This is a genomic window from Sphingomonas sp. Leaf357, assembly GCF_001423845.1.
Lineage (GTDB): Bacteria > Pseudomonadota > Alphaproteobacteria > Sphingomonadales > Sphingomonadaceae > Sphingomonas.
On the sequence record NZ_LMPM01000001.1, the window covers coordinates 2,408,058 to 2,433,569 of the forward strand.

24 protein-coding genes are annotated in these 25,512 nt (G+C 65.1%); 13 read left to right on the forward strand and 11 right to left on the reverse strand.

What is annotated here, in order from left to right; translation table 11 throughout:
- Nucleotides 1–24: 24 nt before the first annotated feature.
- The 5 genes from ASG11_RS11295 to ASG11_RS11315 all read left to right on the forward strand — a co-directional run bounded on the left by ASG11_RS11295 (nt 25) and on the right by ASG11_RS11315 (nt 5,447).
- Nucleotides 25–1,056, forward strand: coding sequence for a 2-oxoacid:ferredoxin oxidoreductase subunit beta (locus ASG11_RS11295; protein ID WP_055779098.1), 1,032 nt, complete (start codon nt 25–27; stop codon nt 1,054–1,056).
- Nucleotides 1,057–1,102: 46 nt separating this feature from the next.
- Nucleotides 1,103–1,495 (forward strand): GxxExxY protein, encoded by a 393-nt coding sequence (locus ASG11_RS11300; protein ID WP_055779102.1) that lies wholly within the window; start codon nt 1,103–1,105, stop codon nt 1,493–1,495.
- 62 nt (nt 1,496–1,557) lie between these two features.
- On the forward strand, nt 1,558–2,934 hold the full coding sequence (locus ASG11_RS11305) for a cryptochrome/photolyase family protein (protein ID WP_055779105.1): 1,377 nt from the start codon (nt 1,558–1,560) through the stop codon (nt 2,932–2,934).
- 45 nt (nt 2,935–2,979) lie between these two features.
- Nucleotides 2,980–4,248: an SAM-dependent methyltransferase gene (locus ASG11_RS11310; RefSeq protein ID WP_055779108.1), complete on the forward strand. Its 1,269-nt coding sequence runs from the start codon at nt 2,980–2,982 to the stop codon at nt 4,246–4,248.
- A gap of 23 nt (nt 4,249–4,271) precedes the next feature.
- Nucleotides 4,272–5,447 (forward strand): serine hydrolase domain-containing protein, encoded by a 1,176-nt coding sequence (locus ASG11_RS11315; protein ID WP_055779111.1) that lies wholly within the window; start codon nt 4,272–4,274, stop codon nt 5,445–5,447.
- Nucleotides 5,448–5,584: 137 nt separating this feature from the next.
- On the opposite strand, the gene ASG11_RS11320 is transcribed toward ASG11_RS11315, so the two are convergent.
- Together ASG11_RS11320 and purF are read right to left on the reverse strand one after the other, a co-directional pair.
- Entirely contained in the window at nt 5,585–6,295 is a 711-nt protein-coding gene (locus ASG11_RS11320; RefSeq protein WP_055780760.1) for an SDR family NAD(P)-dependent oxidoreductase, read from the reverse strand.
- 146 nt (nt 6,296–6,441) lie between these two features.
- Entirely contained in the window at nt 6,442–7,911 is a 1,470-nt protein-coding gene (purF, locus tag ASG11_RS11325; protein ID WP_055779113.1) for an amidophosphoribosyltransferase, read from the reverse strand.
- 130 nt (nt 7,912–8,041) lie between these two features.
- On the opposite strand from purF, the gene ASG11_RS11330 reads away from it, so the two are divergent.
- The 5 genes from ASG11_RS11330 (at nt 8,042) to ASG11_RS11350 (ending at nt 11,597) form a co-directional block, all read left to right on the forward strand.
- Nucleotides 8,042–8,290, forward strand: coding sequence for a Rho termination factor N-terminal domain-containing protein (locus ASG11_RS11330; RefSeq protein WP_055779116.1), 249 nt, complete (start codon nt 8,042–8,044; stop codon nt 8,288–8,290).
- Between the two features lie 180 nt (nt 8,291–8,470).
- Nucleotides 8,471–8,833, forward strand: a complete 363-nt coding sequence (gene hisI, locus ASG11_RS11335) for a phosphoribosyl-AMP cyclohydrolase (protein ID WP_055779119.1) — start codon at nt 8,471–8,473, stop codon at nt 8,831–8,833.
- Nucleotides 8,830–9,333 (forward strand): hypothetical protein, encoded by a 504-nt coding sequence (locus ASG11_RS11340; protein WP_055779121.1) that lies wholly within the window; start codon nt 8,830–8,832, stop codon nt 9,331–9,333. Before hisI ends, ASG11_RS11340 begins: the two co-directional genes overlap by 4 nt.
- Nucleotides 9,334–9,364: 31 nt before the next feature.
- Nucleotides 9,365–9,784: a MerR family transcriptional regulator gene (locus ASG11_RS11345; protein ID WP_055779124.1), complete on the forward strand. Its 420-nt coding sequence runs from the start codon at nt 9,365–9,367 to the stop codon at nt 9,782–9,784.
- Nucleotides 9,785–9,794: 10 nt separating this feature from the next.
- Nucleotides 9,795–11,597 carry an acyl-CoA dehydrogenase C-terminal domain-containing protein gene (locus ASG11_RS11350; protein WP_055779127.1) on the forward strand — a complete coding sequence of 601 codons (1,803 nt, stop codon included), beginning with the start codon at nt 9,795–9,797 and terminating at the stop codon, nt 11,595–11,597.
- 352 nt (nt 11,598–11,949) lie between these two features.
- Here ASG11_RS11350 and ASG11_RS19285 read toward each other — a convergent pair whose 3' ends face one another.
- The 6 genes from ASG11_RS19285 to ASG11_RS11380 all read right to left on the reverse strand — a co-directional run bounded on the left by ASG11_RS19285 (nt 11,950) and on the right by ASG11_RS11380 (nt 18,693).
- Nucleotides 11,950–12,513, reverse strand: coding sequence for a PEPxxWA-CTERM sorting domain-containing protein (locus tag ASG11_RS19285; protein ID WP_236697463.1), 564 nt, complete (start codon nt 12,511–12,513; stop codon nt 11,950–11,952).
- A 525-nt stretch (nt 12,514–13,038) separates the two neighbouring features.
- The gene (locus ASG11_RS11360) at nt 13,039–14,328 is read right to left on the reverse strand and encodes a hypothetical protein (RefSeq protein WP_156363743.1); all 1,290 of its coding nucleotides are present in this window, start codon (nt 14,326–14,328) and stop codon (nt 13,039–13,041) included.
- Nucleotides 14,329–14,683: 355 nt separating this feature from the next.
- Entirely contained in the window at nt 14,684–16,021 is a 1,338-nt protein-coding gene (locus ASG11_RS11365) for a cell wall hydrolase (protein ID WP_055779135.1), read from the reverse strand.
- A gap of 57 nt (nt 16,022–16,078) precedes the next feature.
- Nucleotides 16,079–16,375: a hypothetical protein gene (locus tag ASG11_RS11370; protein ID WP_055779138.1), complete on the reverse strand. Its 297-nt coding sequence runs from the start codon at nt 16,373–16,375 to the stop codon at nt 16,079–16,081.
- 99 nt (nt 16,376–16,474) lie between these two features.
- A complete protein-coding gene (cysK, locus tag ASG11_RS11375; protein ID WP_055779141.1) occupies nt 16,475–17,395 on the reverse strand; it encodes a cysteine synthase A in 921 nt (306 codons plus the stop codon).
- A complete protein-coding gene (locus ASG11_RS11380; protein ID WP_055779144.1) occupies nt 17,392–18,693 on the reverse strand; it encodes an MFS transporter in 1,302 nt (433 codons plus the stop codon). Before ASG11_RS11380 ends, cysK begins: the two co-directional genes overlap by 4 nt.
- 151 nt (nt 18,694–18,844) lie before the next feature.
- On the opposite strand from ASG11_RS11380, the gene pdhA reads away from it, so the two are divergent.
- On the forward strand, nt 18,845–19,888 hold the full coding sequence (gene pdhA, locus ASG11_RS11385) for a pyruvate dehydrogenase (acetyl-transferring) E1 component subunit alpha (protein WP_055779146.1): 1,044 nt from the start codon (nt 18,845–18,847) through the stop codon (nt 19,886–19,888).
- Nucleotides 19,888–21,324 carry a pyruvate dehydrogenase complex E1 component subunit beta gene (locus ASG11_RS11390; RefSeq protein WP_055779149.1) on the forward strand — a complete coding sequence of 479 codons (1,437 nt, stop codon included), beginning with the start codon at nt 19,888–19,890 and terminating at the stop codon, nt 21,322–21,324. The genes pdhA and ASG11_RS11390 overlap by 1 nt, the downstream gene beginning before the upstream one ends.
- Before the next feature lie 54 nt (nt 21,325–21,378).
- Here the strand turns inward: ASG11_RS11390 and ASG11_RS11395 are convergent, their stop codons facing one another.
- Genes ASG11_RS11395 through ASG11_RS11405 form a run of 3 tightly spaced genes read right to left on the reverse strand, consistent with a single transcriptional unit; the run spans nt 21,379 to nt 24,691 of the window.
- Nucleotides 21,379–22,128: a TadE/TadG family type IV pilus assembly protein gene (locus ASG11_RS11395; RefSeq protein ID WP_055779152.1), complete on the reverse strand. Its 750-nt coding sequence runs from the start codon at nt 22,126–22,128 to the stop codon at nt 21,379–21,381.
- Nucleotides 22,125–22,745, reverse strand: coding sequence for a TadE/TadG family type IV pilus assembly protein (locus ASG11_RS11400; RefSeq protein ID WP_055779156.1), 621 nt, complete (start codon nt 22,743–22,745; stop codon nt 22,125–22,127). Before ASG11_RS11400 ends, ASG11_RS11395 begins: the two co-directional genes overlap by 4 nt.
- On the reverse strand, nt 22,742–24,691 hold the full coding sequence (locus ASG11_RS11405; protein ID WP_055779158.1) for a TadE/TadG family type IV pilus assembly protein: 1,950 nt from the start codon (nt 24,689–24,691) through the stop codon (nt 22,742–22,744). The genes ASG11_RS11400 and ASG11_RS11405 overlap by 4 nt, the downstream gene beginning before the upstream one ends.
- Nucleotides 24,692–24,768: 77 nt before the next feature.
- Between ASG11_RS11405 and ASG11_RS11410 the strand changes: the two genes are divergently transcribed.
- Nucleotides 24,769–25,464 (forward strand): squalene/phytoene synthase family protein, encoded by a 696-nt coding sequence (locus tag ASG11_RS11410; protein ID WP_055779161.1) that lies wholly within the window; start codon nt 24,769–24,771, stop codon nt 25,462–25,464.
- The last annotated feature ends 48 nt before the right edge of the window (nt 25,465–25,512 follow it).

Below are 25,512 nucleotides of genomic sequence, written 5' to 3' on the forward strand. Positions count from 1 at the left end.
GTGTGAACTTCGAAAGCCCCTCCGATGAACGAGATGACCCCGGTCAAGACCAGCCCGAAGGATTGGGAGACGGATCAGGAGGTGCGCTGGTGCCCCGGCTGCGGCGATTACGCGATCCTGAAGGCGGTGCAGCGGACGATGCCCGAACTCGGCGTGAAACCCGAAAACACCGTGTTCGTCAGTGGGATCGGCTGTTCTTCTCGTTTCCCCTATTACATGGAGACCTACGGCTTCCACACGATCCACGGCCGCGCGCCGGCGGTGGCGACGGGGGTGAAGCTCGCCAATCCCGATCTTGATGTCTGGATCATCACCGGCGACGGCGATGCGCTGTCGATCGGCGGCAACCACACGATGCATCTGCTGCGCCGCAATCTCGATTGCCAGGTGCTGCTGTTCAACAACGAGATCTACGGCCTGACCAAGGGGCAATATTCGCCCACCAGCCGGGTCGGCACGCGCAGCCCGTCCACGCCGTTCGGCTCGGTCGATCGCCCCGCGTCCCCCTGCGCCTTCGCGCTCGGCTCGGGCGGCCGCTTCATCGCCCGCGCGATCGACGTGAACAAGAATTTGCCCGCGGTCCTGAAGGCTGCCCACGCGCACAAGGGCACGAGCTTCATCGAGATCTACCAGAACTGCATCGTCTATAACGACGACGTCTTCGCCGGCTTCACCGACAAGGCGAATGCCGCGCTGGGCCAGCTCTGGGTCGAACATGGCGCGCCGTTACTGTTCGCCGGCGGCAAAAAGGGCATTGCGCTGGACCGCGACGCATTGGTCCTGAAGGTGGTCGATGTGGCGGACGGCGACTGGAAGGCGGCCGACGTCATCGTCCACAACCAGACCAACCGCGCCATCGCGCACATGCTGGTCGAAATGCCGCTGGTCGGCTTCCCGGTCGCCCTGGGCGTGATCTACAACGATCCCGCCCCCACCTTCGAAAGCGCCGTCGTCGCCCAGAACGCCGAAGCCGCGAAGGGCAAGGCGCCCGACCTGCAGAAGCTCCTGTCACAAGGCCAGACCTGGCAGGTGGAGAAAGAACCTCGGGTGGAGTAGAAGGATTGCTCGCGCTAAGGCGCTAAGACGCGAAGGAAAAAGGCCTTTGAGTGATGCGCTGGAAGATTTGGCGCGGGTGGCGGTCGATTGCGGTTTCAAGCTGCACGAGGCGCTGGGGCCGGGACTGCTCGAATCAGTCTACGAAATTTGTCTTTTCAAGAGCTTGATGGACCGGGGCCTTTTCGTCGAACGGCAGAAACCTATCGCGATACGTTTCAACGGCATGGTCATCGAGGAGGCATTCCGTGCCGACCTGCTGGTTGAAAATCGTCTTCTGATCGAGTTGAAATCGACTGAAAGCTATGCACCTGTTCATGCCAAGCAGGTTATCACCTATCTCAGATTGATGGATCTGCCGATTGGCCTGCTGATGAATTTCGGTGCAGCCACTTTCAAAGATGGTGTTCGCCGCCTCGCGAACAATTATCGCCGATCATAAATATGATCCTTCTTCGCGCCTTCGCGTCTTAGCGCGATCAAACCTTCTTTCTGGGATCGAAAATGAAGTCCGCCCCGACCCTTCTCTGGCTGCGCCGCGATCTGCGGTTGGCCGATCACGCCGCCCTGATCGCCGCCGCGCACGAAGGTCCGGTGATCCCGGTCTACATCCTCGACGACGACACGCCCAGGCACCGAAGGATGGGCGGTGCCTCGCGCTGGTGGCTGCACCACAGCCTGACGTCGCTTGACCAACACCTCCGGGAAAAAGGATCGAGATTGATCCTGCGCCAGGGCAAGGCGGCCGACATCCTCGAGAAACTGGCGAAGGAAACCGGCGCCACCCGCGTCCATTGCCTGCGCCACTACGAACCTTGGTGGCGCAATGCCGAGCGCGCGGTGGCGAATGTGCTCGATCTAGCCTGTCACGACGGCAACTACCTCGCGCCCCCCGGCACGATCACCACCGGCGCGGGCCAGCCTTACAAGATCTACACCCCGTTCTGGCGCGCGCTGAACGATCAGATGCCGCCGCCGCATCCCGCCCAGGTGCCGCACACCATCCCCGCGCCGTCGAAATGGCCAAAGGGCGACACGGTCGCCGACTGGAAGCTGCTCCCGACCAAACCCGATTGGTCCACCGGCTTCGCCAAGGAATGGACCCCCGGCGAGGCCGCCGCGAAGGAACGGCTCGCCGACTTCATCCCCCACGCCGCCAAGTACGACACCGGCCGCAACCTGCCGTCCGAGGAACTCACCTCGCGCCTCTCGCCCCACCTCCATTTCGGCGAGATCTCCCCGGCCACCGTCTGGCACCATGTCCTGAAGGCCAAGGGCGACGCCACGATCTACCTGAAGGAGATCGCCTGGCGCGATTACGCTCAGAACGTCATCCTGCAATTCCCCGATTACGGCCGCGAGAACGGCCGGCCGAACCTGGACCGGCTCGAATGGCGCACCGGTGCCGAGGCCGACGTCGATCTGAAGGCATGGCAGCAGGGCCGCACCGGCTATCCGATCGTCGATGCCGGCATGCGGCAGCTGTGGGCCACCGGCTGGATGCACAACCGCGTGCGCATGATCACCGCGTCCTTCCTGATCAAGCATCTGCTGATCGACTGGCGGCGTGGCGAGGAATGGTTCTGGGATTGCCTGTGCGATGCCGATTACGGATCGAACACGGTCAATTGGCAATGGACGGCGGGCACGGGGATCGACTCCAACATGTTCGTCCGCATCATGGCCCCGCTCGGCCAGTCGGCGAAGTTCGATGCCGCCGACTATATCCGCGAATGGGTGCCGGAACTGGCGGGCCTGAGCGATGCCGCGATCCACGATCCCGACGAAACCGGCTGCCGCCCGAACGACTATCCGGCCAAGATCATCGGCCACCGCGAAGGCCGCGAGCGGGCGCTGGCGGCGGCGAAGCGCGCGAAGTGAGAATCGCTTTTCGCCGCCGCCGGCTGCGTGCATGAAGCGGACATCATGAACGCGGTAACACCGAACAGGGGGCGTCGCTTCGGCATGCCCAGGCGAGCGGGGCGCAAGGCCCGGCGCGGCGATTGGCTGCTCAACCGCTTCCACGGCCTGTTCCACCGCGTCCTCGACCGGATCGATGCCGGGCTGCACTCCGGCGCGATCGAGGCGCGCTTGCCCGACGGCACGCAGCGCCTGCTGGGCGGTCGCGCACCGGGCCCGGTGGCGATCGTCGACATGCCGAGCTGGCGCGCGATCGTGCGGCTCGTCACCGGCGGGTCGGCCGGCTGGTACAAGGCCTGGGCCGAGGGCGACTGGTCCAGCCCCGATCCGGTGCCGCTGTTCGATCTGTTCATGCGCAACGCCGTGTCGCTGGGCGAGACGGCGCGGGCAGGGGGGCTGGTCCGCTTTCTTGGCCGGCTGGCGCATCGGTTCCGCCGTAACGACAAGAAGGGGTCGCGGCGCAATATCGAGTTCCACTACGATCTCGGCAACGATTTCTACGGCCTATGGCTCGATCCCGGCATGACCTATTCCAGCGCGATCTTCGAGACCCGGGATCAGACGCTCGAAGCCGCGCAGGCCGCCAAGCTCGACGCCATGCTCGCCCGCACCGCCACCGTGTCGGGCGATACCATCCTGGAGATTGGCAGCGGCTGGGGTTCCTTCGCCGAAACCGCCGCGCGCGCCGGCCGCAAGGTCCACGGCATCACGCTCTCCGCCGAACAGAAGGCGGCCGTCGATCTGCGCCTGTCGGAGGCGGGGCTGGGCGGCGACGTCACCGTCTCGCTCACCGATTATCGCGACGTCGCCGGGCAGTTCGATGCGGTGGTCAGCATCGAGATGGTCGAGGCGGTCGGGCAGGAATATTGGCCGGCCTATCTCGCCGCGATCGCCGCCGCGCTGAAACCGGGCGGGCACGCCGCAATCCAGTACATCCTGATCGACGACGCGATCTTCGAATCCTATGCCCGCAATGTGGATTTCATCCAGCGCTACGTCTTTCCCGGCGGGATGCTGCTCTCCGAAAGCCGCTTCCGCGGCCTGGCCGAGGCGCACGGGCTGGAGTGGCGGGATCGCTTCGCCTTCGGGCTGGACTATGCCGAGACGCTGATGCGCTGGCGCGTCGCGTTCGACGCGGCGGTCGATGGCGGACATCTGCCGCCGGAATTCGACCAGCATTTCGTCGATCTGTGGCGCTATTACCTGATGTATTGCGAGGGCGGCTTCAGGGGTGGTGGGATCGATGTCGCCCAGGTGACGCTGATAAAACGATAAGAACGAGACGAGGGAGGATGAGCATGCGCGGGATCGGAACCGGGATCGCCACGGCACTGGCGCTGGCGCTGGCGGGATGCGCGACCACGCCGCAATCGCGGCCGGTGGCGTCCCCGTCGGTGGACACCGCGAAGCTGCAACAGGTCGGCGCGGCGATCCTGTTCTGGGATCAGGCCAAGCGCGACGCGACCTTCCCGGCGATGGAGACGGTGTTCCCCGGCAATGTCGTGAAGCGCGGCAGGCGCGTCCACTCGCTGCCCGCCGGCACGCCGCTGCCGATCGACGCGGCGACGGTCGATGCCTTCATGGCGCAGAACAACACCGCCGGGTTGATCGTCGTCCAGGACGGCAAGGTCCGGCTCGAACGCTATGCGCGCGGCTATTCGGCGAGCGGGCGCTACACCAGCTTCTCGGTCGCCAAGTCGTTCACCTCCACGCTCGTCGGCGCGGCGATCAAGGACGGCTATATCAAGTCGGTCGAGGAACCGGTGACGAAGTACATCCCGGAACTGGCCGGCAGCGGCTATGACGGGGTGAGCATCGCGCAATTGCTGACGATGACGTCCGGCGTGAAGTGGAACGAGGATTATACCGATCCCAAGTCCGACGTGGCGGGGATGTATCTTCGCCCCGTTCCGGCCGGCATGGACCCGACGATCGCTTATATGCGCACCCTACCGCGCGACACACCGCCGGGGCAGAAATGGGTCTACAAGACCGGCGAGACCAACCTGATCGGCGTGCTGGTCAGCAAGGCGACGAAGAAATCGCTGGCGTCCTATCTCAGCGAAAAGGTCTGGCAGCCCTTCGGCATGGAGCAGGACGCGTTCTGGATGGTCGATCAGTCGGGCCAGGATATCGGCGGCTGCTGCCTGTCCGTCGCGCTACGCGATTATGCGCGGATGGGCGTGCTGGTGCTGGGCGGCGGCAAGGGTGTCGTCGCGCCCGGCTGGTTCGCGGCGGCGACCGCGCCCAAGGCAGATGTCGGGCGGCCGGGCTTCGGCTATGGCTATCAATGGTGGACCTATCCGGATGCACGCTACGGCGCGCAGGGGATTTTCGGGCAAAGCATCCTGATCGACCCGAAGCGCCGCATCGTCATCGCCATGTCGAGCGCCTGGCCGAAGGCGACAGGGCCGGATCTGTCGGCGGCCCGCGCGGCCTTCCAGCAAAAGCTGATCGACGCGGCGGTACGATAACGCCGCCTTAAATTCCGTCATCCCGGACTTGATCCGGGATCCAACGTGCCGCGATGGCGAGCTTCGATTATGGGCGGAACACCAAGCCGCTTATTGGATCCCGGATCAAGTCCGGGATGACGGGTGAGCCGCTCGCCTCAGCCCACCCGTTCGAAATGCCCGGTCTCGAATTCCTCGATCACCAGCGCCGCGATCCGATCCCCCACCACGTCCGGCGTCTTCACCGAAGCCGGGTCTTCCCCCGGATAGGCGCGCTCGCGCATCTTCGTGCGGGTCGCGCCGGGATCCACGATCGCGGTGCGGATCGAGCTGATCCGCTCCATCTCCTCGCCATACGACGTCAGCAGCACTTCGAACGCGGCCTTGGATGCGCCGTACAGGCCCCAATAGGCGCGGGCCTTGCGGCCGACGCTGGAGGTAAGGCCGATCACGCGCGCGCGTTTCGATTTGCGCAGCATCGGGTCGAACGCGGTGATCATCGCCGCCTGCGCGCTGACATTCAGGGTCAGGACCTGCGCCAGTTCCTTCGCGTCGATGCTCGGCACCGGCGTCAGGCTGCCGAGCATCGCGGCGTTGAGCACCAGGATGTCGAGCGCGGGCCAACGCTCGCCGATCGCCACGGCCAGCCGACCGATGCTGTCGGTCGCGGCCAAATCGAGCGGCGCGATCGTCGCGCTGCCGCCGGCATCGAAGATCGCGGTCTCGACCGCCTCCAGATCCTTGGCGGTGCGCGCGGTGAGCACGACGTGCGCGCCGGCGGCGGCAAGCGCCTTGGCCGTGGCCGCACCGATCCCGCGGCTGGCCCCGGTGACGAGGGCGATCTGGTTCTGGAGGGGGAGGTCGGTCATGAGCAAATCCAAGTTCGAATGTCATCCTGAACTCGTTTCAGGATCCAGGCGCGGTCAGCCGATCCACGGACACCGTCATGATGGCTGATGACCGCGCATGGATGCTGAAACAAGTTCAGCATGACGATATTTTTTTGGGACTGAGGCTAAACCATCCGCTCGGCTAGCAGCGCGAACTGGTCGATCTGCACCACATCGTCCTGATCGGTCAGGCTGGTCGGGTAATCGCCCGTGAAGCAGGCGTCGCAGTGGCTCGGCCGGATCGCGTTGCGCTTGGGATCGCCGAGCGCCTTGTACAGGCCGTCGATCGACACGAAGGCCAGGCTGTCGGCCTGGATATAGGTGTTCATCTCGTCGATGTTCATGTTCGCGGCGAGCAGCTTGGCGCGCTCGGGCGTGTCGACGCCGTAGAAGCAGGAATGCCGCGTCGGGGGCGACGCGATGCGCATATGGACCTCGGCCGCGCCGGCATCGCGCATCATCTGCACGATCTTCAGGCTCGTGGTGCCGCGCACGATCGAATCGTCGATCAGCACGATCTTCTTGTCCTTGATCAGCGCGCGATTGGCATTGTGCTTCAGCTTCACGCCGAGATGCCGGACCTCGTTGTTCGGCTGGATGAAGGTGCGGCCGACATAATGCGAGCGGATGATGCCGAGTTCGAACGGTATCCCCGATTGCTGCGCATAGCCCAACGCCGCCGGCGTGCCCGAATCCGGCACCGGAATGACGAGATCCGCCTCGACCGGCGACTCGATCGCCAGCTGCGCCCCGATCGCCTTGCGCACGGTGTAGACGCTGCGGTCCTCCGAGATCGAATCGGGCCTCGAGAAATAGACGTATTCGAAGATGCACGGCCGTGCCGCGACCGGCGCGAACGGGCGGTGCGACAGGATCTGGTCGCCCTTGACGATCACCAGCTCGCCCGGATCGATCGAGCGGACGAATTCCGCCCCGCATACGTCGAGCGCGACGGTTTCGGACGCGAAGATCACCGCGTCACCCAATTTGCCCATCACGAGGGGGCGGATGCCGAGCGGATCGCGGCAGGCGATCATCCCCTCCGGCGTCATCACGATCAGCGAATAGGCGCCTTCGACCTGCTTCAGCGCATCGATGAACTTGTCGACCACGGTGCGGTAGTTGGACGTGGCGACGAGGTGAATGATCGTCTCGGTATCGCTGGTCGACTGGAAGATCGAGCCACGCCGCACCAAATCGCGCCGGATGCGCATCGCGTTCGAGATGTTGCCGTTGTGCGCGATCGCGAAGCCACCGCTCGCCAGATCGGCATAGAGCGGCTGCACGTTGCGCAATGCCGTCTCGCCGGTGGTTGAATAGCGCACATGGCCGCAGGCGACGGTGCCGCGCAGCGCGCCGATGATGTCGTCGCGGTCGAAATTGCCCGCGACATGGCCCATCGCGCGGTGGGTGTGGAATTCGGCTCCGTCGAAGCTGGTGATCCCCGCCGCCTCCTGCCCGCGATGCTGCAGCGCGTGCAGCCCGAGCGCGACCAGCGCCGCCGCGCCCTCGCTGCCGGAAACGCCGAAAATACCGCACTCTTCGCGCAGCTTATCCCCATCGTCAGGGGTGTCGAACGGATTGGTCGTCAGCATGGCGCCCTTCGGGGTGTTGCTTCGCCTGCCATATAGGGGCGCGATGCGGCTTTGTCGCGCTTTTGTAAGAAACGGGTGGAGCGATCCACCGCATTGGCCGTTTTCCGGGCGTAATCAGGAGGCTTGCGCGATGGCGAAGGATCACGGACCGAGCATCAAGGACGACAAATTGTACGAGGATCTGCGCCGCGACGGCGCGTCCCCGGAGAAAGCGGCGCGAATCGCGAACGCCAAGGCAGCGGGCACGCTGAAGCATCGTGGGACCGAGCTTGAGCACCGCACGAAGGCGGATCTGTTGAAGGAAGCGCGCGAGATCGGCATCGCCGGGCGATCGAAGATGAGCAAGACGGACTTGGTGAAGGCGATTCGAAAGGGGTGACCTTCTGCTCCCCAGAACCCCAACCGTCATCCCAGCGAAGGCTGGGATCTCAATGAGGCTGGAGCAGCGACATCCCCACAAAGATCCCAGCCTTCGCTGGGATGACGAAGAGGGAGCGATCGGACCCATGCGCTTCGCTCTCATGACGACATTTCGCCCGGCCGCCGCTAAACCCTCCCGATGCCCGACTCCCGCGACACCGGCCTCACGCTGAACCCCCGATACGACGCCGCCGGCCTGATCACCGCCGTCGCCACCGATCGCACCACCGGCGAGGTCCTGATGCTCGCCCATATGACCGCCGAAGCGCTGGCCGCGACGATCGCCACGCGCGAGGCGCATTTCTGGTCGCGCAGCCGGGGCAGGCTCTGGAAGAAGGGCGAAAGCTCCGGCAACGTCCTCTACGTCCACGACATCCGCATCGATTGCGATCAGGATGCGGTGTGGCTGATCGTCGATCCCGTCGGCCCGGCGTGCCACACCGGCGAACGGTCGTGCTTCTTCCGCCGCATCGAGGGCGACACGTTGAGCCGCGTCGAATGAACCGCGCGCTGCCGGCGCTCCTCCTGCTCGCCGCCTGTTCCAGGGAAGGCACCACGCCCGCTCCGAACGCCACGCCCGCCACCGGCCTCGAAGCCGCGGCGATCGCCGCCGGGGTGATCCCCGATCCCGCCAGCGCCGACATCACCGGCCTGTACGCCCGCGAGACCGACCGCGTGTGCATCGTGCCGGCCGCCAAAAACTACCGCATCGGCGTCTTCGTCGATTATGGCGACAACCTGAATTGCGCCGGCTCTGGCACCGTCACCCGCGACGGCGAGACGCTGAGCATCGACATCCCCGCCGCGCCGGGCTGCAGCTTCCGGGCGCGGTTCGAGGGCGACCGCATCGTCTTCCCGGCGCAGGTGCCCGAGGCATGCGCCGGGGTCTGCCAGCGTCGCGCCTCGATCGCCGCGCTCGACGTCGAGCGGCTGAGCGAATCGGCATCGGAAGCCTCGACGCTGCGCGACACGAAGGGGCGACTTCTGTGCGGCGGCGATTGACGTTCACGTAAACGGAACCTAAGTCACGCGCATGTCGACCGTCGCTCATGCGCCCGCTTATGTCATCGTCCCGCCGCGCGACGATCGCGAGCACTTCACGATCTCGGACCTGTCCTCGGAATTCGACGTCACCGCCCGCGCGCTGCGCTTCTACGAGGACGAGGGGCTGATCGCCCCCGAACGGCGCGGCACCACGCGGGTCTATTCGCACCGCGATCGCGCCCGGCTCGCCTGGATCCTGCGCGGCAAGCGCGTCGGCTTCTCGCTCACCGAGATCCGCGAGATGATCGACCTCTACGACATCGGCGACGGCCGCAAGGCACAGCGCCTCGTCACGATCGAACGCTGTCAGGAGCGCATCGCGCTGCTGGAATCGCAGAAACAGGATATCGACGCGGCGATCGCCGAGCTGAACGCGTTCGTCGCCGTGCTCCATACGAATCAAGGTTGAAGGAACCCCCATGCCGCAATTCACCCCGCCCGTGCGCGATACGCGCTTCGTCCTCGAACACGTCGTCGGCCTGCAGAACTACGCCAATCTCCCCGGCTTCCAGAACGCGACGCCCGACGTGGTCGATGCGGTGCTGGACGAAGGCGGCAAGTTCGTCGCCGAAGTGCTCTTCCCGATCAACCATTCGGGCGACCAGGAAGGTTGCACGCGCCACGACGACGGCAGCGTGACGACGCCCAAGGGCTTCAAGGAAGCCTATGCCGCGTTCGTCGAATCCGGCTGGGGCACGCTCAGCGCGCCGGAGGCGTTCGGCGGGCAGGGCATGCCGCATGTCATCTCGACCGCGTTCCAGGAATATATGATCTCCGCCAACATGGCGTTCGCGATGTATCCCGGCCTCACGCACGGCGCGATCGCCGCCTTGCTGGTCAAGGGCACCGACGAGCAGAAGGCGAAGTACGTCCCCAAGATGGTCAGCGGCGAATGGGGCGGCACGATGAACCTGACCGAGCCGCAATGCGGCACCGATCTCGGCCTGATCCGCACCCGCGCCGAGCCGAACGCCGACGGCTCCTATGCGATCACCGGCACGAAGATCTTCATCTCCAGCGGCGAGCATGATCTCACCTCGAACATCATCCACCTCGTCCTCGCCAAGACGCCGGGCGCGCCGGAAAGCTCGAAGGGCATTTCGCTGTTCGTCGTGCCGAAGTTCATGGTCGGCGACGACGGGGCGATCGGCGCGCGCAACGCGGTGTCGTGCGGGTCGATCGAACACAAGATGGGCATCCACGCCAATTCCACCTGCGTGATGAATTACGATGGCGCGACCGGCTGGCTGGTCGGCGAGGAGATGAAAGGCCTGGCCGCGATGTTCATCATGATGAACGCGGCCCGCCTGGGCGTCGGCCTTCAGGGCCTCGCGGTGGGCGAGACGGCATACCAGAACGCCGTCCAGTACGCGCACGATCGCCGCCAGGGCCGCGCGCTGACCGGTCCCAAGGAGCCGAACGAAAAGGCCGATACCCTGTTCGTCCACCCGGACGTTCGCCGCATGCTGATGGAGGCCAAGGCGATGACCGAGGGGCTTCGCGCCTTGTGCCTGTGGGGCGCGCTCCAGGCCGATCTCGAACATGCCGCGCCGACCGACGAGGAGAAGCAGCTGGCGGGCGACCTGCTCGGCCTGCTCACGCCGGTGATCAAGGGCTATGGCACCGACAAGGGCTATGAGATCGCGACCAACGCGCAACAGGTGTACGGCGGCCACGGCTACATCGCCGAATGGGGCATGGAGCAATATGTCCGCGATGCGCGGATCGCGATGATCTACGAAGGCACCAACGGCGTGCAGGCGATGGATCTGGTCGGCCGCAAGCTGGCCAGCAATGGCGGCCGCGCGGTGCAGGCGCTGTTCCGCATCGTCGCCGAGGATGTCGCGGCGGCCAAGGCGGTGCCGGAAACGGCGGCGTTCGCGGGCGCGCTGGAAAAGGCCAATGGCGAGCTTCAGGCGGCGACGATGTGGTTCATGCAGAACGGCATGCAGAACCCCGACAATGTCGGCGCCGGCGCGTACAGCTACATGCAGATCATGGGCCTAGTGGCGACCGGCCTGATGTGGCTGCGCATGGCGAGCGCCGCGGTGAAGCTGAAGGCGGCGGGCGAGGGCGATGCCGCCTTTCTCGACGCCAAGCTGGTAACGGCCCGCTTCTTCGCCGAACGCATCCTGCCCGACGCCGGCGCGCTCCGCCGCAAGATCGAAAGCGGCGCGGAATCGCTGATGGCGCTGCCGCCCGAGATGTTCATGGCGGCGTGATCGTCTGCAAAAGCCCCTCCCCTTCAGGGGAGGGGTTGGGCTGGGGCCGTGCAATCTCACCGAGACCGAAGCCGGTTTCCGAGGCATCGCCGCATCCCAAACCGCGCCCCGTCCTTCCCCGCGCGCGCGGAAATCGATCGGCTCGACCACTGCGTTCGGAGCGAGACGCAAGCCGGTGGCATGCCTGCCCGCCAAGTAACTCGGACACGTCGAGTGCCGGCGCATCGTACTGCAAGTCGAGATCGGACCCGGACCTTGGGATCATGCCGGAAAGCCGACGGTCCGCTCCAGCGGTAAATACGAACAAGCCGCCGGCCTTTCGGCCAGCGGCTCGGCGTTCTCGAACGAGAAGTTAGGCGAACGTGACGTTCGTGCTGCGCCGACGCGTTCGCATGGCTGCGCCCATCATGCCGAAGCCTGCGATCATCATGCCCCAGGTGGCTGGCTCGGGCACAGCCGCTGCGTTGAGCACGAGATTGTCGATGTTGAAATGGGTGCCTGTCGCAACCAGACGGAGGCGAGAAACGCCCGTCAGGCTGAGCAGTTTGGTGCCGACCGTGTTCGCGCTGAAGTTGACGGTGCCGATCTGGGTATTGCCTGCATCGAACGCGGTGAAGGTGCCCAAACCGCCGGCTCCGTAGGATGTCGCGACGTCGATGCTGACGAGATCGAAAAGTCCGCTGGCAAAGGTGAAGTCGTAAATGCCGTTCGTCGAGCCTTGGTCAAGATGGACCGTTCCGTTGCTCTGAAAACCATAATATCCACCGCCGGTGGGCGGCGTCATCGTAATACCGTTTTCCACATAGGGCCCGGTGACGAAAGATGTCGTCACACCGGAAAAGGTCATCGTCTCGGCCTGGACTGCAGAAGCTGCGAACGCGCAGACGGCAGCAGCCGTCATCAAAAATGTCTTCATGAACATTATCCCCGGTTTGGCCGCGACCCTCGCTCGCCGTTAACGGGGCATTAAGCGAGACCGATTTCGTACGGAACCCAAATTGAAGGTTAACAAGAAAATTGTAAGGAATAACTGGCGGAGCGCGGTGCGGCGGAGGCAACTACTGTCTTGAGTGGCTGTATGTGGGGCCGATCGCGTCGGCCAGGGAACGTAGCGGCGGCGGGAAATCGGCTCGATCGCGTCGGGCCGGGCAACGAACTTCCGGCGTCTCGCGGTGCCGTCAGCTTCTTGAACGACGATGCATGGGAATTGCCGGCCTTTCAGCCTTTGAGAAGGCGTCGCAATGCGCTGAAGGTCCGGTTTTGGGTGTGGAACGGACCGGCCGCTATCGGGAAGGCGCATGGCGTTGGCGGACGTCGCCTGACGCTGCGGCCTTTCCCGAAAAGGATCGAGAATTGGGAACGCCAATCGCTTCCCATATTTCATCCCTGACTATGGTTTTTGGAACGCGAGCGGCGATATAGCGGCATATCAGCCCCCTTGTCACGGCGCGACGAGATCGTCAGGCGTAGTAGGGCCGCCGATCAGCTGCTCGAACGCGGTCCAGCGCGCGGCGGGATCTGTGCCTACCGTCGCCATCTTCTTGGCAACCATGGCGCGACCCAGGAAATAGTTGAGCAGATAGCTGCGATAGGTATCCACGAAACGGATGCTCCGTTGCGCTTCCTGCGGAGTCACTAGGACATATTGCTCCTTCAAGGCAACGGCGCGGGCGCGATCGATCCGTCCGTCGATATAGTCGCGCGCGATCACCGCCGACGCCGGCACGAGCTTCGCTTGCACGGTCCGGACCTTTTCGAACAACGCCGCGTCCGCCGGATCGAGCCCAGCGAGGGGGAACAGGGTGTCGCGCTCGAATGCAATGCGTTCATCGCCGGGGAACGCCAGGTCCGGCCCATAGTCGGCCGATCCCTCAGCGATCAGTGCCATCGGCGCAAAGAGGGGGAACACCGTATATTCGATCCAGCCCCGCCGCTTCGCCAGGTTCTGTTCGTAGAGGGAATAGAGCACGTGGTGTCCGGGATATGCCTCGTGGCAGCCCAGCTTGATGACCATGTCCATCGTAAGCGGCACATCAAGGTTGACCTGAATCAGGCTGTGAGCGTGGCCTTGGAAATAATTGTAGCCGGCCCATGGCTTGTCGCGAACCATCTCCAGCTTGATCGCTTCGCTCGGCGGTATCGCGATATGGTCGAGCGTCCGACGGCGACATTCGGCGATGGCCGCCTTGACTACCGTTTCCGCCTTTTCGGGCGGTACGGTGACACGGTCGCTCAGCCTTTTTATGCGCTCGGCAAGCGTTCCCGGTCCGGCGGGCACGAGGCGGTCGAGCTCGGCGAGAATGGGATCGAAACTGGCCAATGGCGGTGCAGCGAACGTCACGCCGAACAGGCTCTTGGCCTCCTGATCGAAGCTGATCTTCTTGCCCGCAACCATCGCCATGCGCGTTTGCGCGGCCATGAGTTGGAGCAGCAGCGCCGCGCGGCGCTTGCGCTCGATGGGCGACAGCGTCTTCGGGTCGATCGTCGCCAGTCGCGTGTGTAGCCTCGCTGCATCGGCGCTCAGTTCAGATGGCGTGCGCCTATCGAGCTTTGCTGCGGCGGCGAGGGTTGACGGGCCAAAATAGGCATCGACATAGCCTGGATCCCGCTCGCCCGCGGCCAGGCTTAGCGCCACATAATCCTTGGCGATCGCATCGATCGCTGCGCCAGAGCTGCGAGCTGATGCCGGAACGACGGCGAACCCGGCACATGCAATTACCAAGAACCACATCAATCGTCGCATTCTGTCATTCCCCCAACTCCGTTTTGATGGTGTCAATCACGGGCGCACGATAAAAACAAGGAACACTTGGGTGATAGTCATTCCCGGAAACAAACATAGATCGGGAAACCGGCCTCCCCGCTCGGGCTGACGACCACAGGCGGGTTTCGCCTTCCCAAAATCTGGTCCCGATTGCTTTTTCCCGAAATGGCCACTCGGAGCCGGAGCATCGGGAACGGCCATGCTGAACGGATGACCGCTTTCGGGAGGGCGAATTGCCCACGCGGACGTCCGGGTGTGGGGCGAAAGCGGTCATTGCCCCTATATTTGCGGCACATGTTAGGCATCCCGGTTGCAAGCTGCATCAACGCCCCTCCGCCGTCGCTGTCGGCGTAGCCACCGGCTTCGGCGGCACCCCGGTCATCTCCACCCGCCGCCGCACCCCGGTCAGCGCATCCGGTGCTGGTTTCGCCACCGGCACCGATACTTTCGATCCCGGCAACGTCTCCAGCTTGAAAACCTCCGCCGCCGGGCGCGTCACCGGCACCGCCGGGGGCAGCATCTGCAGCTTCATGCACTGCGTCTTGTCCGGCCGCGGAAACTCCGCGCAGTTCCACAGCGGCTTGTCGTAGCCCCGCGCGTGATCGCGCAGATAGCTGAACGACATCGCCGCGACTTGGGCCGGTTGCAGGGGCAGGGCAGTGGGCGTCCTCGCCTTGCTGCTCCAGCCCATGAACTTGCAATACGGCCGATCGGCGCAGGTTGCCGCCGCCAGCGTCGCATAGCTTTCCGGCGCCAGCTTCGGATCGATCGTCACCAGGAAGCTGTCGGCATCACCCGGGGCGGGCGCGGGCAGGGTGCCTTCCGCCGCCGCCGCCTCGATCTTCGCCGCCTCCGCTTCGGCCAGCGCCGCGCCGGTCTTGTGCGCGTCCGACAGGGCGGCGAGCGCCGGGATCACCGGTTCGCTTGGCGACACCGCGCGGCGGAAGGCGGGCGGCGTGCCCCACCAGCCGGTCCAGCGGAAGAACAGATGCGTGCGCACGCGCGCGACCTTGTCGAGGCTCGATTGCCAATACGGCACCACCCAGTCGGTGTGATAATGCGTCGAATAGCCCACCGCCTTGAACACGCGGCCGGTGAGCGCGAGCGCCGCCGTCTCCCGCGCCCGGCGCCACGCCTCGTCCGACCAGGCATGCCGCATCAGCACGCCGTCGCAGGTGAAGGTGAACTGGCAACCGGTGCTGCGCTCCGATCCCTGGAAAACCACGCCGCAGATCGTCTTTGGGAATGCGGGGTGGCGCACGCGGTTGATCACCACCTGGCCGACCGAGCGCTGGCCGAGCGTGTCGTCGCCCGCTTCGTAGAGCATCGCCACCGCCATGCAGTCGGTCGCGCGCGCCTTGTCCTCGACGGTGCCGGTGAGGAAGAACGGGCGTGCGGGCGGATTGGGGTCGGTCGAGAAGGGCACCGTCTTGTTGAACGCGCGCGCCTCGTCGGGATCGAGATCCTGATAGGCGAGCGGCTCGACCGGCGGCAGTTCGGCCTGCGGCACGACGCGCTGCGGCACCGCCGCGATGCGGGGGCGCGGCGTGATCGGGGCGGCGGTGGCGACGATCAGCGCGGGCAGCGCGATCGCGATCAGTGCGACGAGCCCGAGGATCGCGCGGAGCCTCGGCGAGATCGGAAGTGGGGTTTTCGGCATGCGCGAACCCGTACAGAGCGGCGACTCGTAAGTCGATTCGCTCCGCTCCGTCCGGGTCTATTGCGGCCAGAATCCGGTGGCTTCGCACACGTCCCAGGCGTGGGCGGCGCGGTTCGAGCAAGCGCGATCGCCCTTGGCGCAGGCGGCCAGCGTGACGCGATGTTGCGGCGCGCAGGCGGGAGGAGTCGTGGTTTCCCAGGCACTTGCGGTACCGCGACGCGTCGGCATCGGGCTCGAGGCGGCGGCATGGGCGGCGGGTACGGAGAGATCGGCGGCGCTGCGCTGGCCGAACATCGACGGCCAGATCTGTACCAGCACCAGCATCGCGGTGATGCCGATCATCGCCTTACGCATTCAAATTCCCCCAAAGGTGCTCCGAACACCGCTGGCGCGTTCATAATGGTTACCGGCGCCGGGCGATACCTGTATCATGCCGGCGCCGATTATTATTTGTCAGCTTTCGGGCAGGAAATCGGGCACCGACAGGTAGCGTTCGCCGGTATCGTAGTTGAAGCCGAGCACGCGCGCATCGTCGGGCAAATCGGGCAGTTTCTGCAGGATCGCGGCGAGCGTCGCGCCGGACGAGATGCCGACCAGCATGCCCTCCTCGGTCGCGGCGCGGCGCGCCATGTCCTTGGCGACGGCGGCATCGACCTGGATCGCGCCGTCGATCGCCTGGGTATGGAGGTTGGCCGGCACGAAGCCCGCGCCGATGCCCTGGATCGGGTGCGGCCCCGGCTGCCCGCCGGAAATCACCGGCGAGGCCTGCGGCTCGACCGCATAGACCTTCAGGTTTGGCCAGCTCTTCTTCAGCGTCTCGGCCACGCCGGTGATGTGTCCGCCGGTGCCGACGCCGGTGATGATCACGTCGATCGGCGTATCGGCGAAGTCGGTGAGGATTTCCTGTGCGGTCGTCCGCGTATGCACCTCGATATTCGCCGGATTCTCGAACTGCTGCGGCATCCAGCTGTTCGGTGTCTGCTCGACCAGTTCGAGCGCGCGCTCGATCGCGCCCTTCATGCCCTTTTCGCGCGGCGTCAGGTCGAAGGTCGCGCCATACGCCAGCATCAGGCGGCGGCGTTCGATCGACATGCTTTCGGGCATGACGAGCACGAGCTTGTACCCCTTCACCGCCGCGACCATCGCCAGCCCGACGCCGGTATTGCCGGAGGTCGGCTCGATGATCGTCCCGCCGGGCTGCAATTCGCCGGATGCCTCCGCCGCCTCGATCATGGCGAGCGCGATCCGGTCCTTGATCGAGCCGCCCGGATTGGAGCGCTCCGACTTGATCCACACCTCGTTGCCGGGAAACAGGCGCTGCAGACGGATGTGCGGCGTGTTGCCGATCGTCTCGAGGATCGTGTTGGCTTTCATGATTTTGCCTCCAGCTTTTGGGGTTCAGGCGGATCGAACGTCTTCGCACGGCGGATGCTGGGAAACAGATAGGTCCACAGGATCGTCACTACAATCGCCCCGCCGCCGCCGACCAGCACCGCACCGATCGGCCCGAGCATCGAGGCGAGGAAACCGGATTCGGCCTCGCCCAGCTCGTTCGAGGCGGAGATCGTCAGCTGCGACACCGCGCCGACGCGGCCGCGCATCTCGTCCGGCGTGTAAAGCTGGATCAACGACTGGCGGATATAGACCGAAAACATGTCGGCCCCGCCCGCCACCGCGAGCGCACCCACGCCGACCTCGAACGCATAGGCCGGCACGATCAGGTGCGCGATGCCGAACAGGATCGTCGCGGTACCATAGACCAGCACCGAGATCAGCATGCGCGGCCCGACATTGTGCTTGAGCGGGCGGATCGAGAAGATCAGCGCGATCACCGATGCCCCGACCGCGGGGGCCGCGGCGAGCAGGCTCAGGCCCTGCGCCCCGACCTTGAAGATATCGTGCGCATAGATCGGCAGCAGCGCGCTCGTGCCCGCCAGGAAGACGGCGAACAGATCGAGCGTGATCGTGCCCAGCACCAGCTTGTTCTGCCCGACATAGCGCAGCCCGTCGATGATCTGGCGGATCGGATGCGCCGCCGAGCGGGGCGGCTGCGCGACGCGGCCGATCAGCGACATGCACGCCAGCGCGACGCCGAACAGGGCGACCGCCAGCCAATAGGCGCCGCTGCGTGCATGGGCATAGGCGAAACCGCCGATCGCCGGGCCGATGATCGTGCCGACCTGCCACGAGATCGAACTGAGCGCGATCGCCGTCGGCAGGACCTCGCGCGGCACCAGATTGGGGGCGAGCGCGGAAAAGGCCGGGCCGGAAAAGGCCCGCGCCAGGCCGAGCAGCACCGCGACGGAAAACAGGATCGGCAGCGAGATCCAGCCCTCGTACGTCGCGAGCGCGAGGATGAAGGCGCAGAGGAGTTGCAGTCCGACCGTGATCCGCGTGATCCAGCGCCGGTCGAAGCGATCCGCGACGAAGCCCGAGACCGGCGTCGTCAGGAACAGCGGCAGGAATTGCAGCAGCCCGATCAGCCCCAATTGCGCCGCCGCGCCGCTGACGCTCATCCCCATCTGTTCGCGGGCGATGGTATAGACCTGCCAGCCGATGACGATGATCATCGCGTTCTGCGCGATCGTCATGGCGAAGCGCGCCACGAAATAGGCGCGGAAATTGGCGATGCGAAGCGGGTGGGCGTGTCGCGGCTCTGGTGCGGAATCCATCTCGCATCGCTTTAGGCGGGGCGTTGCGGCCGGGGCAATCACCGATTGCTTGGGGGTACGAAACTTCTGCATGTCGCGGACGATTGATGTCGCGACCAAAAGGCGCTTATACGCGCCCTTCTCCTCCCCAAGGAAAACGAGGTTCCAGCCTGTGGCCAAAGCCCCCGCCGCCCGAAAGATCGAACCGCTCGCCCCCAATCGCGAGCGCCCCGACGAGCCGAAACTGTACGAGGCGTCGAAAGACGAGCTGCTCGAATTCTACAAGCAGATGCTGCTCATCCGCCGTTTCGAAGAGAAGGCCGGGCAGCTCTACGGCCTCGGCCTGATCGGCGGTTTCTGCCACCTGTATATCGGGCAAGAAGCGGTCGCGGTCGGGCTGCAATCCGCATTGTCGGACAAGGACAGCGTGATCACCGGCTATCGCGATCACGGCCATATGCTGTTGTGCGGGATTCCGCCGAAGGACGTGATGGCCGAGCTGACCGGGCGTCAGGCGGGCATCTCGAAGGGCAAGGGCGGCTCGATGCACATGTTCAGCGTCGAGCATAAATTCTACGGCGGCCACGGCATCGTGGGCGCGCAGGTGTCGCTCGGCACCGGGCTCGGCTTCGCGCACAAATATCGCGAGGATGGCGGCGTCTGCCTGGCCTATTTCGGCGATGGCGCGTCGAACCAGGGGCAGGTCTACGAAAGCTTCAACATGGCCGAGCTGTGGAAGCTGCCGGTCATCTACGTGATCGAGAACAACCAATACGCGATGGGCACTTCGGTGAACCGCGCGTCCTCGGAAGATCAGCTGTATCGTCGCGGCGAGAGCTTCCGCATCCCGGGCATCCAGATCGACGGCATGGACGTGCTGGCGGCGCGCGGCGCGGCGGAAGAGGCGTTGGCCTGGGTCCGCGCGGGCAAGGGTCCGATCATCCTCGAGATGAAGACGTATCGCTATCGCGGTCACTCGATGTCCGATCCGGCCAAGTATCGCTCGCGCGAGGAGGTTCAGGCGGTGCGCGACAAGTCCGACCCGATCGAGCATTGCAAGAAACTGCTCGAGGAAGCCGGCGTCAGGGAAGACGAGCTGAAGGAGATCGAGAAGGAGATCCGCAAGGTCGTCGCCGATGCGGCCGACTTCGCCGAAACCGCGCCCGAGCCGGAACCGGCCGAACTCTATACCGACGTGCTGGTGGAAAACTACTGATGCCCATCGAGATCAAGATGCCCGCCCTTTCGCCGACGATGGAAGAGGGCACGCTGGCCAAATGGCTGGTCAAGGAAGGCGACGTCGTGAAATCCGGCGACATCATGGCCGAGATCGAGACCGACAAGGCGACGATGGAATTCGAGGCCGTCGACGAAGGCACGATCGGCAGGATAACCGTCGCCGAAGGCACCGACAACGTGAAGGTCGGCACCGTCATCGCGACCCTGCTGGAAGAAGGCGAGGACGCTTCAGGAGAAGCGGCGACCACGGCCGACACCGATAAATCGAAAGACGATAGCCCGGAACCCGAAGCGAAGGCCGACGAGAAGAAGGACGACGCGGTCGAGGATTCGGCGCACCCGGCACAGGAGAAGGTCGAGACCGGCGCGCGCCAGATGTTCGAGGCGGCCAAGCACGACGCCGAAGTCTCCGATCCGGCGATCCCCGCTGGCACCGAGATGGTCAAGGTCACGCTGCGCGAGGCGTTGCGCGATGCCATGGCCGAGGAGATGCGCAAGGACGATCGCGTCTTCGTGATGGGCGAGGAAGTCGCCGAATATCAGGGCGCCTACAAGGTGACCCAGGGCCTGCTCGACGAGTTCGGGCCGAAGCGCGTGATCGATACGCCGATCACCGAATACGGCTTCGCGGGCGTCGGCACCGGCGCGGCGATGGGGGGCTTGCGTCCGATCGTCGAGTTCATGACGTTCAATTTCGCGATGCAGGCGATCGACCACATCATCAATTCCGCCGCCAAGACCAATTACATGTCCGGTGGACAGATGCGCTGCCCGATCGTGTTCCGCGGCCCGAACGGCGCGGCCTCACGCGTCGGCGCGCAGCACAGCCAGAATTACGGCCCGTGGTACGCCAGCGTTCCCGGGCTGATCGTGATCGCGCCGTATGACGCGGCCGATGCCAAGGGCCTGCTCAAGGCGGCGATCCGCACCGAGGATCCCGTCGTCTTCCTCGAGAACGAATTGCTTTACGGTCGCACGTTCGAGGTGCCGGCGCTCGACGATTACGTCCTGCCGATCGGCAAGGCGCGCGTCATGCGCGAGGGCAAGGACGTGACGATCGTCAGCTATTCGATCGGCGTGGGCCTCGCGCTCGAAGCCGCCGACAAGTTGGCGGAAGAGGGGATCGACGTCGAGGTCATCGACCTGCGCACGCTGCGTCCGCTCGACAAGGCGGCGGTGCTCAAGAGCCTGAAGAAGACCAACCGCCTGGTCGTGGCGGAGGAGGGCTGGGCGACCTGCTCGATCGCCTCGGAGATCGTCGCGATCTGCATGGAGGAAGGGTTCGACGATCTCGACGCCCCCGTGTTGCGCGTGGCGAACGAGGACGTGCCGCTGCCCTATGCCGCGAACCTGGAAAAGCTGGCGCTGCTCAGCTCGGCCAAGATCGTCGACACGGTGAAGAAGATCGTTTGACCTTTTGGGCCTGAGGGCCATCTTGCGCACTTCGCGGGATGGCCTTCGGATCGTTCAAATGGTGTAGAGGTTGCAGGTCGCGGGTGTTGCCGCGGGCGACGGATTGAAGATCTGCGAGAAGTCGCGCTGGTCGCGCACGACGAACGACGCGATGTAATGGATGCGCTGCGGCTGAACCAGCCATGATCCGAACAGCGGTTTGTAGAGGTAGTTGACCTCCACATACATGACTCCGGTGTTCGCGGCCGGGGCGTTGATCACCGCGCCCCCATTGTCGCTGATCCCGCCGGGTATGTCATAACCCTTGTTCGCCGCCTGCGCGGTCGACCCGTCGGTGGTGGCCACATTGGCCTTGAACTGGGAATCATACGTGGCACCGGTCGCCGTGCCGATGCATCGCTGCCAATGGATGCGCTGGACCGGGGCGGTATCATAGGGTTTGCCCTGGTACAGTTCCAGGCTGGAGACGGTGATCCGGGCGTTGGAGGTCAGCTTGATGCCCTGACCCTGATAGCGCGCGGCGGCGAAGATGTCGTTGACGTCCACTTCGCGCATCTGTTGCCCGCCAGACGTGGAGAAACCGACGCGCGAGGCGTTGTCGGCCAGGTTCAGCGCGATCTGGCTGACACGCATGTTGACCAGCGCGAGATTGGAAATCTCCACCCCGTAACAGCCGATGCCGAGCACGATCGGCGCGGCGAAGGCGAATTCGAGCATGGCGACGCCGCTGCGATCCGCCCGCAGGCGTGCGGCCGCCTGGCGCAGGCGGTGGAGGCGCGGCGGAAGAACCGTGAGCGTCGTCATGTGCAGACCGTAGCGTTGGTGTTGATGTTCTGGGAAGCGTAGGGCTGGTTCTTCAGCAAAGTGGTCGAGCTGATGGTCTGCGATTTGGACCAGCCGATCAATCCGGCCACCGGAAAGACCCGGGGATACGTGATCGACATGGTGTAGAGCGTGACGGCGCTGGCGCCGCCCTGGCCGGTGATGCCGGGATCGGGATCCCACACCCCGTTGCCGTTCACGTCGGTGAAGCATTCGCCGGGATCGAGCACCCCATTGCCGTTCTTGTCCATGATCGGTTCGGGCGCGACCTCGCCGAACGTGTCATAGGTCTTGCGCGTCACGCAATAGCTGCTCGCCGGTGCCGGCGTATCGCAGTTCATCGTCAGGTTCTTGATCAACGGAGTCATCAGGGCGACGACCTTGCCGTCGATCGTCCCGGTGGCATCCGATCCCCCCTCGATACCGGCATCGCGCGCCGCCTTCTGCACCGCGCCGTTCAACACCGCCTGGGTGTAGACTTGGTACAGCAGGTCGCCGAGCCCCATCAGCATCAGCAACATCACCGGCGAGACGAGCGCGAATTCGACCAGCGTGGCGCCGCGCCGATCGCGCAGCATTTGGCGCAGCCGGGCGATCATTGCGTGATCCGCAGCATGGCGAGGCTCTGGGCGATCGATTTGAAGGCGTCCTGCAGGCCCTGGCCGGTGGTCGTCGCCAGCGCCTGATTGGTCGAGGTCGCACAGCTCTGCATCGTCGAGGTCGGCGATGGCGCGATCTCGACGGTCCAAATGCTGACCTTGTGGTTCGGATCCTTTGCCGCTGCGCACGCGGCCAGGAAGCGTTTGATGTGATAGCTGACGAGGTTGCTGGTGTCGCCGTTCGCGACGCGCTTGTCGTACATCTCGAGCCCGTACATCGAGTACACGTTGGTATAGGCCGTCGGGGTGCCGTCGGTCATGAACACGATCACGCGGTTCGGCTGCGTGCCGTGGTCGGCCCAGGGCTGGGAGTCGCTGGCCCATCCGCCCAGCGGCGAGATGAGGCGCGCGCCCCAGATCATGCCCGTATCGTGATACGTGCCGCCCATCGGCACGAAATCGCTGGCATACACATAGTTGTAGACTTCGTTGCGCGACATCACGCCGAGCCGTTTCACCGGCTTGCCACAGGCCGAGTACCCGCCGGTCAGGTTGTTGCTCTGGCCGGTGGTCGATCCGTCGGTGTTCATGTCGGTACGGCCGGCATCGCCGTTGGTGGTATCGGCGGCGGTGCCCGAACGGGTATATTCGACATCGCCGAGATGCGGCCACCAGCGGCTCGATCCGCTCGGCATCGTATCCGGGCTGACTTCGGACGGCAGGTTCGAGGTGGTGAAGGTGCTCTGTCCGGGCGTGTCGACGGGAGTCTCGACGCAGCCGGCCCATTGCACCTTGTCGCCGGTCACCTTGGTCGGATCGAGCACATTCGTGCTGCCACTGACCAATTGGCTGACATCGACCGGCCATTGCTGATACTTCCACACCGGGCCGAAAGTGCCCGACGAGCGCGTGTAGCATTTGCCCGACCGCAAAACGTCGTAATTGGTCTTGGTTGCCGTCCCACTGGAGTTGAACGTCAGCGCGGTCGATGGATTGCGCGTGCCGGCGGCCGTGCAGTTCGCCGAAGTCTTGTTGTTGGCCGTATCGTTCGAAAAGGGCGACGCGGTCATGTCATACTCGCCCGTTATGCGGCGCGACTGGTAGTTGGCCGTGTCGGACGACCCGCCCGAGCCGACCAGATAGTTCGACGACATGTCGCGAATGGCCTGGCCGACATTCACGCCCGACGCATAGGTGACGAAGCCGTAGCGGATATGCGTCGTCTTGTCGGCCACCGCCGCGAACGTGTCGAAGAAGCTGAGCACGGCCTGACGCAAGGCCTCCATGCGCGACACGTTGCTGCCGTTCGACGTCAGCTCCTTCATGCCGGCGCCGGTGCTGCCGGCATAGCCCGGGACAGCCGTATAGCCGGTGATGCCGCCGGTGCCCGGACGGGTGAAGGTATAGCTCGCCATGCCGCATGAGTCTGGCCCACCCGGCAGGCAGGCCATTGATCCGGTCGTGTCGAGCACGAAGATAACGTCGGTATCGGCGACGTCGTAGCGCGCGACGCAGGATACGCTCAGCGTCTGGTCGGCCATGCCGAACATCTTCATGACCGTCATCGGCACATTGGTCGAGGCGATGCCACCGACCTGATTGTTGCTCGTCTTGCTCGGCGTGAACGCGACGGTGTTCGTCTGCATCCAGCCGGTCTTGAAATTGTTGTTGAAGAAGGCCTTGGCCTGATCGCTCGCGGTCGGATCCAGCGTCGCGGCGGTCGCGTCGGTCATGGATTTACGCCCCGCCAGCACGCCGGCATCGCAGGCCTGTTGCAGGCGCACCTTGATGACGTAGAGCCGGCCGATATCGACCGCCGAGCCGGTCAACGCCGACAGCGGCACGAGCGCCACCGCCATCATCGCCAGCGTGTTGCCGCCGACGTCGCGCTTCAGCCGGCCGAAAAAGGTCTTGGCTGACGCCGACCTGCCCTTAAATCCCCACATCCGGCTTCCCGCGCACTCTGGAATTGACACCTGACAAGTCCGATAGGCGGGGAATGGATAAGGCTGGATCAAACGACATGGTAAACGGCGCGGTAACCATTGCCCGCGACGAGGGCGCGGCGGCGGAACGGCTGCTGGCCCTGTCCTATGCGCCGGTGGCGGCGCGGGCGGGGGCGACCGCGCTGTTCGCGCTCGACGATCTGCTCGGGCAGATCCTGCGCACGACGCGCGAGCCGGTGGTCGGGCAGATGCGGCTGACCTGGTGGCACGAGGCGCTGACCCGGCTGGACAGCGCGCCGCCGCCGGCCGAGCCGGTGCTGCGTGCGCTGGCCGCGGAGGTGCTGCCCCGAGGCGTCTCCGGCGCACGCCTGGCCGGCATGATCGACGCGTGGGAGATGCTGCTCGATGCCGATACGCCGGACGATGCGACTTTGGCGGGCTATGCCGCGCGCGGGGTGATCCTGTTCGAGGCGCTCGGCACGGTGCTGGGGGTGCCGCCGGACGATCCGGTCGCACCGGCGGGGCGGGGCTGGGCGCTCGCCGATCTGGCGCGGCACGTCGGGGATGCCGCCGTGGCGTCACGCGCCGGCGCGATGGCCGGCCCGGCGCTGGCGGTGGCGACGGCCGCGACATGGAGCCGGAACGGCCGAACGCTCGGCGCGTTGGCGCATCTGGCGCGACTGGATCTTGCGGTGCCGCCGGGGCAACCGATCCGACGCGGCGCGCCGCGCCGGGTGGCGCGATTGATATACCATCGGATCAGTGGGCGCTGAACGTAAGCCGGGCTATCCCCGGCTGGACGACGGCGGGAGAATGGCTCG